This window comes from Haloferax sp. S1W, from assembly GCF_044593955.1.
Classification (GTDB): Archaea; Halobacteriota; Halobacteria; order Halobacteriales; family Haloferacaceae; genus Haloferax.
Genome location: NZ_CP172598.1, coordinates 25895 through 39218, shown reverse-complemented (window position 1 = coordinate 39218; position 13324 = coordinate 25895). Strand labels below are relative to the sequence as shown.

The following is a 13324-nucleotide window of genomic DNA, read 5'->3' as shown; positions in this document are numbered from 1 at the left end:
ACCACGTTGAGACCGCACTCGTTGCGGTCGTGGAGACATTCAGCGAGTGATGGTGTCACTGTTGACAGAAACCGCCGGAAGGGTCGGTTTATCGACAACAGGTTGTCACTCCGTCTGGAGTTAGCGAGTGCTGACCCTACTGAGTTCCTCAGTATTTTGAAAAGTAGTCTCGAAAAGCTACCCCCGTATTGGGGGTCTTCGTTTAGCTAACGTCGGATATGTGATTCAGCGGTCAACCTCTCCAAGAATGACGTCAAGGCTCCCAAGGGTAGCAATCAAGTCGGGGATATAGTCATCCTCGGTCATCTCAGGAAGCACCTGAAGGTTCGAGAAGCAGGGGCTTCGAATCTTGAACCGCGCAGGTTTGTCAGTACCATCAGCGCGGATGTAGATACCGAGTTCACCCTTCGCACCCTCGACTGCTCGGTAGATCTCACGGTCATTCTCGGGTTTGAGCGTCCGCGGAACGTTACTTTGGATTTCGCGGTCCTCTTCGGGCCAATCCTGGAGAATGTCGACGCACTGGTCGATGATCTTTGCTGACTCTTCAACCTCACGGAGGCGCACGAGCACGCGTGAATAGGTATCACAGCCGTCGTCTGTCACGACATCCCAGTCGAGTTGATCATAGTATCCATACGGGTCGTCACGTCGAAGGTCGTAGTCAATCCCCGACCCGCGTGCAACTGGCCCCGTACAGCCGTATTCCTTGGCAACTTCTGGGTCAAGATGACCGACGTCGACACAGCGAAGCTGGAAGATTTCGTTCGCGGTGACGAGGTCGTGATATTCCTCAAGTTTTTTCGGGAGTTCATTAAGGAGGCTGTCTATCTTCTCGAAGAACTCCTCTCTCGGTTCAGGGAGGTCCCAAACCACACCACCGACCCGAAGGTAGTTGTACATCAGCCGCTGGCCGGTGAGGTCCTCTAGAATATTTAGCACTATCTCCCGGTCGCCAAACGCATACTGGAATACGGCTGTAAATTCGCCATAGACGTCTAGAGCAAACGTACCCAATGCGAGCAGGTGCGCGGCGATCCGACAGAGTTCCGCGCCCATCGTTCGGATAACCTGCGCATACGCAGGCACCTCAATGTCGGCGAGGTCTTCGATCACACGCGCATACGCCCACTCGTTTAGGAGGCCAGCTGAAGCGTAGTCCCACCGGTCGGGATATGGCATGATCTGGTGGCGGTATGTGCCATCCTGACATATTTGCTCCTCACACCGGTGGAGGTACCCGATGTCGGGTTCGACATCGACGACCTGCTCGCCGTCGAGCGTCGTTTTGAGATGGAGCACGCCGTGTGTGGCGGGGTGGTTCGGTCCGATGTTAAGAAACATCGTGTTACTATCACCGTGATGGCCCTTCTCAAGTGGATTTTCGTGCTCGTGTAGCGTGACGATCTGGGGTTGCTCCTGATTATAGTTCAGGCTGAGTGGATGCCCCTGCCACGTTTCGGGCAACAGAATCCGACGCAAGTCAGGGTGATCTTCGTACTGAATGCCAATGAGGTCGTATGCTTCTCTCTCGTGCCAGTCCGCAGTTCTGAAAACAGACTCGGCACTCTGGCTCACTGGATCATCTACACTCGTTGGTACGACAACACCAACCTCCTGTGTCGGGTCATCGTATTTTTTCAGGTGATAAATACTCTCGTAGCGGTCTTCGTACTGCTGTGCTGTCACACACGAACAGTGATCGAATCCGGCTTCCTCTTTCAGTATCGACAGCGCGTCGACGACCTGATCCGGACGGACAACGAAGGCTTCGGCGTTGACGTGGGATTCACGACCGATTGCTGTCTCACCTAACAGCGATTCGAGCGCGTCGTAATTGAGTCCGTCCTCGGTAACGCCGACATCAGCACGTGTACTCGATTCAGGGACTTCTAAACTCATGGTGACACAGCCCCGTTGTACCGCATTACGAGTTCATCCTCGTCGATCTGACTCGCAAGGTGCGTCACAAGCTCGTCCTGTTCGAGATCACCGAACTGTTTAAGTTCATACGGCTTGACAGTTACTGGGGATGACTCGCCGTGGGCGATCCGTTCTTGGAGCTTAGCGATTCCGTAGATGAGCGCCTCGGGACGAGGCGGACACCCCGGAACGTGGATGTCACACGGGATGACCTCTTCGACTCCCTTGATGACGTTGTATCCCTTCTGGAAGGGACCACCAGAACAGGTGCACGACCCCATGCTGATGACGAACTTCGGCTCCGGCATCTGGTCGTAGAGTCGCTTCATCCGAGGAGCGAACTTCGAGACGATTGTGCCCGGGACAATTAGTAAATCTGATTGTCGTGGTGAGGCGCGCGGGACACCCGCCGCAAAGCGGTCAATGTCGTGTCCACTGGCGAGTCCTCCCATCATCTCCATCGTACAGCAGGCGATCCCAAACTGAAACAAAAACATGGAGGATGACCGAACCCAATTCATGAATGAATCCAGTTTGGTTGCTATGAATGGCTTGGAACCGAATACACTCTTGAGCTTAGAATTGAATTTGGCATCGTCTCTCCCTCTGGAATACCAGTCATTATACCTCAACTCGTCTTGTAAGTGGTCGGGGTCATCTACAGCCATTGTAAATTCATTCTGGAAACATGTTTAAAAGTCTGACTATACATACTGAACTTTCAATGCGGTATCAGCATCGCACAGAGCGTCACCAGCTCGCTTGGTCTGAGTTCACCAGTCTGTCCCCCGAACCGTCGGGAATGAGTGAGCTGGGGAGGGGAGAGCTGCCGCTGTCGACGGTCAGCCGCCTCCGATGTGGCAGCACTTCGAACGCACGGGAACGTTCAGGTGTTGGCGAGATACTCATGACGTCCTTCGGCTTGAAACTGGTGAGTTCCTCAGTGAGAACTGCTTCAGAATCGTGTATTTTAATTATCACCACATCTTAACCAGTGGGGACTGTTCACCAGTTCGGAGGGTGGATTTCTGTAAATGGAGCGTTATGCACCAATTTTCGCAGTTTAATCAACAACTGATTTTTATTCCCACTTGATGACTGTCGTACCGAACCGGTCATCGGCGATACGAGCCGCATCATAGAGGACGCTGGCGGCTGATCGGTCGATTGAATTAGACAGTTGGAACACTGCGGTCGCGTCTATCTGTTCGCCGGGTTCGACCGAACCACCTTGTGCCGACCACCGTTGTGTGGTTGGTACCTCGTCGAGTCTCCATATATCGATCGATGGATCGAAGTTGGGATGCCTGATGCTGTTCGTCTCCTGAATCTGTCTCTCGAGCGTTTCGAGCGAAAACAGCGGCCCGTCTATCGGTCGGAACTCATCTGTCGTGTTGCGAAACGAGACGGGGACGAAGACTAGTTGTTCACCATCTGGCATCTCGTACGTCTCGCCATCCGCGACGAGCTGGTCGGTGAACTCTGGCTTGTCAACCGTTATTTCGAGACCAGTATCGACGTAAGATTGACCAAATGGCAAGATTTCATCGGGGGTGTCTGGGTACGACGTGGTGGTTTTGTCAGGGACGTTCGTAGACTGAGTAGTAGTTTCACGTGCAGTCGAAGAGTCGCTGGTGGTGCTCGCCATGTCGCCACCACCACGGGTCCCGCTGAAACTACACCCAGCAAGGAAGGCCATGCTACCGACGACAAAGTTTCGACGGTTTGGGGTCACCATTTTAACAATACAAGAGACAAGACATAATGTTTCTCTTGTCTATTTCGCAATCAATATCCAGTGACTGACCGCTCATTACAGAATACGAGTCTGTCAAAAAGGAATATGAACTGACGGTTTCAATTGAAGCACATGAGTGGCAGTTCTCAATTGGAAAATATGAGTGATAGTGCGTTTGACTTCGGTCTTCTCCTCGTTGTATTCGGGGGGTTTCTAATGCTGGGCCGAGACCTCTTCGCAGCGGATTCTAACGCATTTGGTCAAATTGGGCTTCTTATTATGATTCTCGGAGTAATCGTCGGTTTACTTGGCCTCGTTGGTGATTTGCCTTCATAAACGAGAAGATGTGAAGTAGAGAGAATGCTGCGAGACACGCAAGCGTACTGAGCGGGTGATTCATTCCCAACTACCCCGTAAATAAGTCACGCATCAAAATACATCCTCCGAGGTTGTGTGTTCAGACAGAGTCTACCGCGGTGGCTTCCGAAAGCGGGCGAAGTAACCGATTCGCCTGCCGACGCGCTGCTCGAACCGAAAGCCAACCGATTCACATCGGTCGCGCAGTGTTCCGAGTCGGACCATCTCTGGGTCCGCGATTGATTCACCTACGACGAGCCGCCCGCCCGGGCGAAGGACACGGTGTAGCTCTTTGAGTGCTTGCTCTTGGTCCGGAATCTCCCCGAGCGTCGACACCAAATACACAGCGTCGAAATGGTCATCCGAATAGGAGAGTTGTTCTGCGTTCCCGTGAGTTGCGGTGATTCCGTCGACGCCCTGCTCTCGTGCTCGCTGTACTGTGTGATCGAGCATTTGCTGTTGCACATCGAGGACGTGTAATGACCCGTCTGAGTCAAGGTGTTCCGCAACGGGAAGGCTATATCGGCCTGTTCCAGGACCGACTTCGAGGATACGTTCACTGGGTTCTGGGGAAAGCGCTTCGTTCAGTTGTGACTGGTTTAGGAGACGTGGAAGTTCAAGCGCGAAGCGCTGTTCATACGGAAGCGGTTCGGGATTCTTCCGTTTCCGGAGTATAACTGCAATAATACTGGTAGCGAGAACAGCACTCGTAACGATAAGTTTTGAGTGACGCTTCATTTGTCTCTCGGTCACACCCGTCGTATCTCGAATTGATAAATCTATTGGATGGCTAACAATTCCAAAAACGAGGAGAACACGCCGTTTAGTGTAGCTTCACCTGAGGTCTTGCTAGCTCCCCGTCATTTCAACAGAGGAGGGTAGCACCGACTCTCCGTGTGTCGGCTGTTGTGAACTCCCAATCGGTGGGTGGTCTGTTGTATTTCGATGTTCTGACCATGCAGCGACTCCTTGAGGTGGATGGCTGCGTGAGTGATGCAGTCGGCCTAAACAGGTGTCAGTTGGGGAACGCAACCGTCGTTAGCGCGAGTTCGGGGCTATAAGACGGTCCCATGGTGTGATGTTCGAACGATTCGAAGCCTGCCTCGTCGAACATCCGGTCTACTTCCTCCTCGTCATAGAACAACATGATCGCATCGGCGAGCGTTTGGAAAATGGACGACTCCGGATAGTTCGGGCCGACGATGAGTACAGCCCCATCTGGTTTCACGACTCGTCGACATTCATCGAGTGCAGCGATTGGATTCGGCCAGTACTCGATCGAGCCGGACGACCAGACCAAATCGAACGAATCGTCCGCGAACGGTAGTCGTTCGGCATCGCCTCGGTAAAACTGAACGGGACCGCGCGTTCCGAACTTTTCGGTCGCCTTCTCCAGTTGGTGGACACTCTGATCCAGACCGTAGACGTGCTCTGTGTGTTGGAGCAACCCCTCAGTCGCAAAGCCCGTTCCACAGCCGACATCCAGAACGTGGTCATCCGGCTCGATCTCTACCAGATCCATCGCCTCTCCGCGCATCTCCTCGGTCCAGAAGAACGTGTTGACCGTGTCGTACACTTTCGAGAGATACTTGTAAAACAGCCTGGCACGCTCCTTATTTTCGAGAACTCCCATTGGTTCGGGTTTGAAGTTCCATTGTATAAAACTACGGATCGGTCAGCAAACCTTAGCAAGCTTTCACATCTCAGGGTAGCAAGGTGCACCGAATCAACGACTCTGTTAGATTTGCCTGAAGCTTGCTAGTGGTCGGCGCTCGTTGGCGGTGATTCTGAGCGCGCACGCCAACACGAGTGCAGATATCTGGCTCTTTTCTCTCGCTCAACCATGTCGAATGTCACGCGCGCTCTTCGCGTCTTCCAAACTAATTACCTTGATAAGCCGCTGCCGTCTCGCGATTTCCGTCAGATAAAGACGAATCTCGTGGAGATGCTCCTAAACTCTCGGTTGTGCCGGAAGACGTTGAGAGATGACATCCCATTGGAATATGCTAACACAATATTCATTATATGTCGCTCATTCGTTATGTTTATGTCAACGTCATCACTATATGACAGATTTGTGGATTCGAACAATGGAGTGTTCTATAGCATATATAAATCAATCATAAATCCGTACATCGGGTATACGCTCTATCCGATGGCTTCGATGACGCTCGGGCTGACCATTGCATCACTTCAGTACGGTTGGGACTGGACAATCTGGATGGTGGCAATGGCGCACATGTGGTTCTACGATGAGGGGATGAAATCCGTCGACCTCTCGGCAGACGATATCAATCTCGATGTCAACTCGACTATACAGTTCGGCATCGGAGTCCTGATGATATTGACTGGGTTCAGCCTCGCAGTCGTGCTCGCCTACTGGACGAGTATCTGGTACGTTCCGTTCGTGATGTTCCTGACTCTACTGGGATTAGCGTACAACCTCGAGTGGTTTGGTGGCATCCTCCACGACAGGCAGTATGTCACTGGCTGGGGGAACCTAGCGTTTTGCTTAGGGTGGGCTCCGGCGGTTTGTGGATACCTCCTACTCGCTGAGACAGTTAGTCTGGGTATCATCGTGTTCGCCATCGGTCCCATGCTTGTGAAGGGAACGATGGGGTGGATCGAGGAAGACATGAAAGACACGCTCTACGAGATGAAGGGGATCAAGCACGAGCGACCGACACCAACGGATGTCGACCGGATGAAGAGACGCTCGCTTAACAGTCAGATTCTCAACATCGTGTCCTTCATCGCCATGTCAATTGGGCTCATGATCGAACTCAATCACATCACGGTCTTCTAGCGCTCCCAAAGGAGCAATCGACGACCCAACTACTACCAGACAAGAATCCATTTGGCACGTGATCCAATCTCAATGAGCCAGACACCATTGCGTCTCGATGGCGTTCCGATCATCGGAAACGCACATCAGGCAATCAAGCCGCTTGAGTTCGTAGAACAGTGTCGAGACCACTCCTCACCAGTCGTGCGTGCAACCGCTGGACCGAAGACACTTTACGTTGTCCTCCGGCCACGCCTCGTCAAGGAAGTCCTCACCTCGCACGACGGTCGGTACCAGAAACCAGAGCATATCCGCTACGGAATCGATAACTTCGACGGTGACATCGACACGTCGGTGACATCACGACTTCGTTCTGCGTGGGGTCCTGTAATGTCGCGAGACAATATCAAGGCGTATTCAGGGCGCCTAATGGGGCTCGTCGACGAGTTTCTCGCCCGATGGGATACCGGTACGGCCCGGAATGTCCACGAGGAGTTTCGAGAACTCTGTCTTCGACTCGCGTGTGAGGTCCTTCTCGACGTTGAGAGTCCATTGACTAGCGGACAGTACTCGGAGATGGTTGACGGGTTCAGCCAGCGATTCTCGCCGAAGAACGTAGCAATGGTCGAGTTATTGCCCGACTGGGCACTGAAATTGTCGGACCGTGAGTATCGCCAGGCCCGTCTCCTTCTGGATACCTTTCTGGACGACATCCACGATGAAGCACAACCAACGAGCGGGACGGTCCTCTCATCGCTTCTCGACGCTTCCAAGAACCCGAACTCGAAGGTCAGCGAATCTATAGCCCGCAACGAGGTCGGTGTACTATTGGTCGGTGCGATGGAACCACTCGCCGTTGGCCTCGCTATCGCCTGCCATCAAATCGCCGCTCGTAGCGATGTCCAGGCAAAGCTGTACCGAGAAGCCCGGGATGTAGTCGAGGGGACGACGGCTACTCTAAGCGATATCCAGGAGTTACAGTACGCCGAGCAGGTGTTCCGAGAGGCGTTGCGACTTCACCCCCCATTGTATACGATGTTCCGGGAGACGAAAGAGCACGTTTCATTGGGCTCGTATGAACTTGAGCCCGACGCTCAGGTGTGGCTCCCCCAATGGGCGATTCACAGAGACCCCAGTAACTTCGACAACCCCGAGACATATGACCCGTCTCGCTGGGATGGTGAACGCGAACACCATCCGTTCGCGTACTTCCCTTTCGGTGGAGGTCCGCGACACTGTCCAGCCCGACGTTTGTCGCTGATGCTTGCCAAACTCGTGTTGGCAACGCTTTCGCTTCGGTACGAGTTAGCCCCAGCGGCTACCGACACTCTAGAGGTTCGTCCAGAACTCGCTCTTCGGCCGATGACTGGTGTCGACATCGTGTTCTCCGCCCGGTAACGACCTCCCCAATCCGTAAGACAGGGGATTTTGTCCCTGGACGTGGTCACACTCCGACGTGGTGTTGAACGGTTTCGAACCAACACAACCCCATCGATCGGATTGTCTCCCGTGGCCGACCCAAATTATGTAAATTGGATTGCCAAACACAGTTACAATTACGCCCGTACTTACGTAACTTCATACCAAATATAAATTCATTTCTGTCTACATTTTGTAGGTAAGCAATCATCACAACGCAGTCTAGCGATTCGAGGTCAGAGTAATCAGTGAGCCTGTTCGGTGGCGGTGTTACGTCACCGGACGAGTGTCTCGAACACGCGCGACTCTATCTCTCTGAGGTGATTGCCGATGGTCGTCGGAGCGATACCGACTACGTCCGCGAGTTCGTCGTGTGTCGCCTCTCGGGGGTTGTTGTAGTATCCTTCCTCAACAGCAGCCTGGAGAATCTCCTGTTGACGGGTCGTCAGGACTCGAAGAGATGACGCGGTGTCGGGGTCGTATGTACCAGTCCCGACGATGTCGGCGTCCAGTCCTGTCGACTGGTTCATATCCTCGTATAGCTCTTGAAACGCCGACTCTGCGCCGAGGAACGTGATCCGGAGCGACCCATCTACGTTTATTCTGATCGGCATCTTGATAACGAGGTTCGACTCCCGGCGGAACTCCAAGAGCTGTTGGACCTGGTCTCGGGCCTCGAACTGACTCATCGCAATCCACCGCTGCTCTCCAGAGACGGAATAGTCCCGAACTGACGGCACTGTTGCCATCAGTTTCTCGTAGCGCTCACGGTCCCCACTCGCCTCGGCGAGAGTCAGTACCGTCCCATTAGCTAGCAACTCGACGTGGTGTATCGCTTCACGTTGAATCGAAGGCTCGTCGGCAAGTTGCTTCCCCAGTGGGTGGAAGGCGCCGCCTTCCGTCGCGTGAAGACGAACTGTGAGGTATCGCACGTCTCCGGGCTATGCAATCCGAACTTAAAATACCGTGTATACACTCCAATATCGACTTGGTTGGACATTCCCACGAACGACTGTGAACAGTAATGACCCTTGCAACGATTGATCGCTATGACCCTGATTGCGTGTCTACCGTCGGTGAGCGTGCGGTGGTCGTGGGGGGGAGCCTTGCTGGACTCTGTATGGCCCGGGTACTGGCAGATGGCTTCCGGGAGGTCGTCGTACTCGAACGCGACCCGCTCCCCGATGAGCCAGTCGACCGGGACGGAGCCCCCCAGACATCTCACCCACACGTCTTGCTGGAGGCAGGCCGAGCGACCCTCGAAGACCTTTTTCCTGGATTTTGTGATACTGTCCTCGCAGAGGGTGGACTGCGAGTAAATACGAGCGTTGATATGTATGAGTACAACGGCGGTGGATATCTCGCCCACCCGCAACAGCGCCTTATTACCTACTGTGCGAGCCGACCGCTGTTCGAGTCTATCGTCCGCCAGCAGGCCCGGAGCATCGATACAATCAGTCTCCGTGATAACCATCAGTTCCTCGACTATCTGACGACCGATGACGGAGGGACGGTGACTGGCGTCCAGTTTCGCGACGGGAGCAGCGGGAAGTCAACGCTCTCTGCTGACTTGGTCGTAGACGCGACCGGACGAACGAGTCGGACACCAACGTGGCTGTCCGACCATGGGTACGACGCACCGCCGGTGGACGAGGTGACTATTGACGTGACGTACAGTACGGTTCGGATCGAGCGCCCACCTGACGACCGACAGATAATACTGGTCCCGCCTGACGCTCCCCGTACTCGCGGCGGCGCACTCGTCCCTATCGAGGACGGTCGTTGGGAAGTAATTCTTCAGGGGATTCATGACGACAGCCCTCCGGCAGAAGCCGATGCTCTCATCGAGTTCGCTGACAGACTTCCGGTGTCCGATATCGCGGATCAGCTTCGCTCCCAGCGGTGGGTCTCCGAAGAGATTCAACAGTATCCGTATCCGACCAGTCGCCGTCACCGGTACGAATTGCTCGATGCATTCCCCGACAGATTGGTCGTCACAGGAGACGCAATCGCCAGTTTCAATCCAATTTACGGACAGGGCATGTCGGCTGCGGCCCTCGACGCGGTGCTGTTTCACCATACACTTGCCAGTGGCGGGCTAGACAATCTGGCACCCCGTTTTTTTGATCGGGTCTCCGACCTTGTTGACAACATCTGGCGGATGGCGGTGGGGAGTGACTTCGAGTTCGCCCAAACCACAGGATCGAAACCTCGGGGTACCAGCCTGGCGAACTGGTACATGACTCGGTTGGTTAAACGAGCCCACTCCGACCCCGTCCTAAGTGAGGCCTTTGCTCGCGTAGCTCGACTAGAGGTCCCGGCAACCACACTGTTACGGCCGCCCCTTGTGTGGCGCACACTTCGGCCGTTCGGCGACAGCGGGTCATCTCGATCCGTTATCGACCGGATGGTGGATGCAGTACCAGTCGACGATAGGTGAACCCCTATACACTGACAGAGGATTCTACCTAACGCCTGTCGGCAGTCGGCTCTTCTGGCGGCGACGTCGAACACGACCGCCAAGACCAGCGTTGGTATCTGAACCTTTTCCGCTCGACCACGCCGAGGCACTCGACGTGTTCTTTGGCCTTCGTGACTCCTGGTCAACAGTATTACTACGCAATCGTTCTGACTAACTCACGTGAACGATTCTGATCGCCTCCCAACGGCTGAGTTCGTCCACCACGTCGCAATCACCGTACCTAACCTCGACGAGGCCATCGATTTCTTCGTTGAGGCGTTGCAGTGCGAACAGTTGTACCGAAAAGGGCCATTCGGTGATCCCGAGGGCGATTCGATGAAGCGTCGGCTGAACGTTCATCCCGATGCCACAGCCGAACTCGCCATGCTGCGCTGCGGCCCGACGATGAATCTGGAACTGTTCGAGTGGGATGCGCCAGGGCAGGACGAGACGCCTCCAACCCTTGCCGACAACGGTGCGACCCATCTCGGGATTCAGGTTGAATCGATCGACTCAGTGCTCGATGCGCTTTCTGATCGAGACGATATCGAAATACTCGACGAACCGAAGACCAACGTCGATGGGCCGACCGCTGGACTCACCTACGTCTTTTGTCGCACCGGCTGGGGTCTGATGCTCGAACTACTCGAAGTGCCGGAATCGATGCCGTATACCGACGATACCGACGGCCGAATGTTCGAGCCCGATGTGTCGTGGGGCGACTCTCCCGATGTGGGGTTGCACTGAGCCACACTCCAGTTGTACTCCGTTTTCCGATCAAGCCCACTGGTCGCCAACAGCTACAGCTGTTGAGGATTCGTCAGTAGTGATGGTCTTCAAGTCGTCCATCCGACGAAAGCAAGCTCAGTATCGCATTGCTGTGCCGAGAAACTATCAGGTTCGGTTCCACGGTGTCAAAAGTGCGGGTCGAAATAGCGAGGGACCAGTTTGGCTTCGGCTCGCCGGAGGCGATAGTTAAGCGTGGAGCGTGGTACGTCAAGCTCATCCGCGATGTCGGCTGCGTCGGCATCTCTCGGCATCTTATAGTAGCCTTGTTCGATAGCAGTGCGTAACGCTTCTTCCTGCCTCGGAGAGAGTTCATCGTTAGTGTCGTCATCTAGGGGGTACGAGGCGTCCGTTAGTCGTTCGATCTTGAGATCGACAGACCCAGATAAGTTATCTTCCAGTTCATCGAAGAACGCTCGGGTGTCTCCACTCCCCGAGTGTACAATCCGCCACGTGCAGGTTGTCCCTACGTTCCGCGTTTTGAAGAGAACACCCTCCCCAAGATGGTCGAGTGCAATATGGGGAATCAAGGTACAGGATGGTGTTCGTTCCCAATATGAGTAGACGATCAGCGTGTCATTGCTGTGTTCGAGGACTTGTGCCTCTTGGGTAGTCCCGCAGTTTTTGGTAGTCAGACAGCCCGTATGGTAGTCTGACTCGAAAAAGACATTCTTGATCGCATCAAGCGAATCAGATGGGCCTGCTGCGTGGCTGACTTGCCAGAGACTTTTGGCTGTAGCGTGCAACGAAATGGACCGAATTCGGGTGTCAGGATATCTATCGAGGATATTCGCCAACGCGTTACACTCTGAACTGTACTTGAGAGAGAAAACGGCTTCTCGCATGCCCTCTTGTTGGAAAGATGACGATTGAATCTTACGGATTTGTCATCCATCCTAGTAGACTCCTAATTGTTAATTCTACAATTCTAGATATTTGTATTCTCAGTGTTGATGTAGTAATATATCTCCCCGGTAATTGGCCATCCCTGTAGGCTCGGTCGCCACTATATTTCTAATACATATTGATTAGAAAACAATTGTGTAGTTGTGGTTCCTTCAACATTTACTAGATAGCGCTTCAACTCGTACGCGGTCGCTCGCCACCCGGGCGGCAACATGAGACATGGACAATGGTATTTATGAACATGCACGCCAACGGACTACCCGTCGGTCGCCCGGTCAGTCTGTTCGAGCGGACTTGGGCGGCCTTGGCGTCTACATCACCGAGTTCCAGCTCTGTGCTTAGTGTCGGTTCTGGATACCGTCGCTCTTACCGCCCCCGGCCGGGGCGCCACACCCCTCTCCCTCGCCGTCGGCAAACGAACCCCGGGTAAGTTCGAGAGGCCCTCTCCGAGGCGGGGGTCGTACTGGAAGGGCCCGAAACGCAGGTCATCGTCCCACACGGCGACTCACCGAGGGGAACACACGAGGAAAGTGCCGCTCACCTGGGTGTCGCAACCGCGACGGCGAGTGACTGCTGCAGAAAAATCGAATGACGTGGGTTCAGCACTCGTCGGCAGAGTACTACCGCCTAAAACAGTTATATAAATACACCGACGTTTAAAATATCAGAAAACATATGTTTAAAGGGATCGCCGGACTGCAGCGGCTTGATTCGGTAGGATTCGAATGAACTCTCCTGGATTCCCCCTGAGCGTCGGCCCTTTATACGGAGTTCTGCGGGGGAACTGCAGGTGCGATGTGTCGAACTGATGCGACCGCACATGGTGGTTGGGCCACCGACCGGACGTGTTTCACCTCCGGTGACTCGGCCCGTATGGCCACTCGTGCGACGGCGACGAACGAAAAGCCAACCGACTACTTCCCTCACTCGCTCCAGGCGGAAAACCACA

General features: G+C 54.2%; 11 protein-coding genes. 4 read left to right on the top strand and 7 right to left on the bottom strand.

The annotated features are described in order from the left end of the window. Positions 1-225: 225 nt before the first annotated feature. From ACH9L7_RS18975 to ACH9L7_RS18955, 5 genes are all read right to left on the bottom strand, one after another. A complete protein-coding gene (locus ACH9L7_RS18975; protein ID WP_396613933.1) occupies positions 226-1902 on the bottom strand; it encodes an NADH-quinone oxidoreductase subunit D in 1677 nt (558 codons plus the stop codon). After that, on the bottom strand, positions 1899-2591 hold the full coding sequence (locus ACH9L7_RS18970) for an NADH-quinone oxidoreductase subunit B (RefSeq protein WP_396613932.1): 693 nt from the start codon (positions 2589-2591) through the stop codon (positions 1899-1901). The genes ACH9L7_RS18975 and ACH9L7_RS18970 overlap by 4 nt, the downstream gene beginning before the upstream one ends. A gap of 413 nt (positions 2592-3004) precedes the next feature. Continuing rightward, the gene (locus tag ACH9L7_RS18965; protein WP_396613931.1) at positions 3005-3571 is read right to left on the bottom strand and encodes a hypothetical protein; all 567 of its coding nucleotides are present in this window, start codon (positions 3569-3571) and stop codon (positions 3005-3007) included. 558 nt (positions 3572-4129) lie between these two features. Beyond that, on the bottom strand, positions 4130-4756 hold the full coding sequence (locus ACH9L7_RS18960) for a class I SAM-dependent methyltransferase (protein WP_396613960.1): 627 nt from the start codon (positions 4754-4756) through the stop codon (positions 4130-4132). Between the two features lie 277 nt (positions 4757-5033). Continuing rightward, entirely contained in the window at positions 5034-5651 is a 618-nt protein-coding gene (locus ACH9L7_RS18955) for a methyltransferase domain-containing protein (RefSeq protein ID WP_396613930.1), read from the bottom strand. Positions 5652-6065: 414 nt separating this feature from the next. On the opposite strand from ACH9L7_RS18955, the gene ACH9L7_RS18950 reads away from it, so the two are divergent. Together ACH9L7_RS18950 and ACH9L7_RS18945 are read left to right on the top strand one after the other, a co-directional pair. Continuing rightward, positions 6066-6824, top strand: a complete 759-nt coding sequence (locus ACH9L7_RS18950; protein ID WP_396613929.1) for a hypothetical protein — start codon at positions 6066-6068, stop codon at positions 6822-6824. 72 nt (positions 6825-6896) lie between these two features. Further along, positions 6897-8201: a cytochrome P450 gene (locus tag ACH9L7_RS18945; RefSeq protein WP_396613928.1), complete on the top strand. Its 1305-nt coding sequence runs from the start codon at positions 6897-6899 to the stop codon at positions 8199-8201. A 296-nt stretch (positions 8202-8497) separates the two neighbouring features. Here ACH9L7_RS18945 and ACH9L7_RS18940 read toward each other — a convergent pair whose 3' ends face one another. Continuing rightward, on the bottom strand, positions 8498-9154 hold the full coding sequence (locus ACH9L7_RS18940; protein WP_396613927.1) for a helix-turn-helix domain-containing protein: 657 nt from the start codon (positions 9152-9154) through the stop codon (positions 8498-8500). A gap of 92 nt (positions 9155-9246) precedes the next feature. Here ACH9L7_RS18940 and ACH9L7_RS18935 point away from each other — a divergent pair, with 92 nt between their 5' ends. Together ACH9L7_RS18935 and ACH9L7_RS18930 are read left to right on the top strand one after the other, a co-directional pair. Further along, complete coding sequence (locus ACH9L7_RS18935; protein ID WP_396613926.1) at positions 9247-10662, top strand: FAD-dependent oxidoreductase; 1416 nt, start codon at positions 9247-9249, stop codon at positions 10660-10662. A 201-nt stretch (positions 10663-10863) separates the two neighbouring features. Continuing rightward, positions 10864-11430, top strand: a complete 567-nt coding sequence (locus tag ACH9L7_RS18930; protein ID WP_396613925.1) for a VOC family protein — start codon at positions 10864-10866, stop codon at positions 11428-11430. 167 nt (positions 11431-11597) lie between these two features. Here the strand turns inward: ACH9L7_RS18930 and ACH9L7_RS18925 are convergent, their stop codons facing one another. Next, a complete protein-coding gene (locus ACH9L7_RS18925) occupies positions 11598-12314 on the bottom strand; it encodes a helix-turn-helix domain-containing protein (protein WP_396613924.1) in 717 nt (238 codons plus the stop codon). Positions 12315-13324: the final 1010 nt, after the last annotated feature.

What these genes read in the sequence shown, in the direction of transcription:
- ACH9L7_RS18970 (WP_396613932.1), bottom strand. Translation starts at nt 2,591, where the DNA reads ATGGCTGTAGATGACCCCGACCACTTACAAGACGAGTTGAGGTATAAT.
- ACH9L7_RS18965 (WP_396613931.1), bottom strand. Translation starts at nt 3,571, where the DNA reads ATGGCGAGCACCACCAGCGACTCTTCGACTGCACGTGAAACTACTACT.
- ACH9L7_RS18925 (WP_396613924.1), bottom strand. Translation starts at nt 12,314, where the DNA reads ATGCGAGAAGCCGTTTTCTCTCTCAAGTACAGTTCAGAGTGTAACGCG.
- ACH9L7_RS18950 (WP_396613929.1), top strand. Translation starts at nt 6,066, where the DNA reads ATGTCAACGTCATCACTATATGACAGATTTGTGGATTCGAACAATGGA.
- ACH9L7_RS18935 (WP_396613926.1), top strand. Translation starts at nt 9,247, where the DNA reads ATGACCCTTGCAACGATTGATCGCTATGACCCTGATTGCGTGTCTACC.
- ACH9L7_RS18960 (WP_396613960.1), bottom strand. Translation starts at nt 4,756, where the DNA reads ATGAAGCGTCACTCAAAACTTATCGTTACGAGTGCTGTTCTCGCTACC.
- ACH9L7_RS18955 (WP_396613930.1), bottom strand. Translation starts at nt 5,651, where the DNA reads ATGGGAGTTCTCGAAAATAAGGAGCGTGCCAGGCTGTTTTACAAGTAT.
- ACH9L7_RS18975 (WP_396613933.1), bottom strand. Translation starts at nt 1,902, where the DNA reads ATGAGTTTAGAAGTCCCTGAATCGAGTACACGTGCTGATGTCGGCGTT.
- ACH9L7_RS18945 (WP_396613928.1), top strand. Translation starts at nt 6,897, where the DNA reads ATGAGCCAGACACCATTGCGTCTCGATGGCGTTCCGATCATCGGAAAC.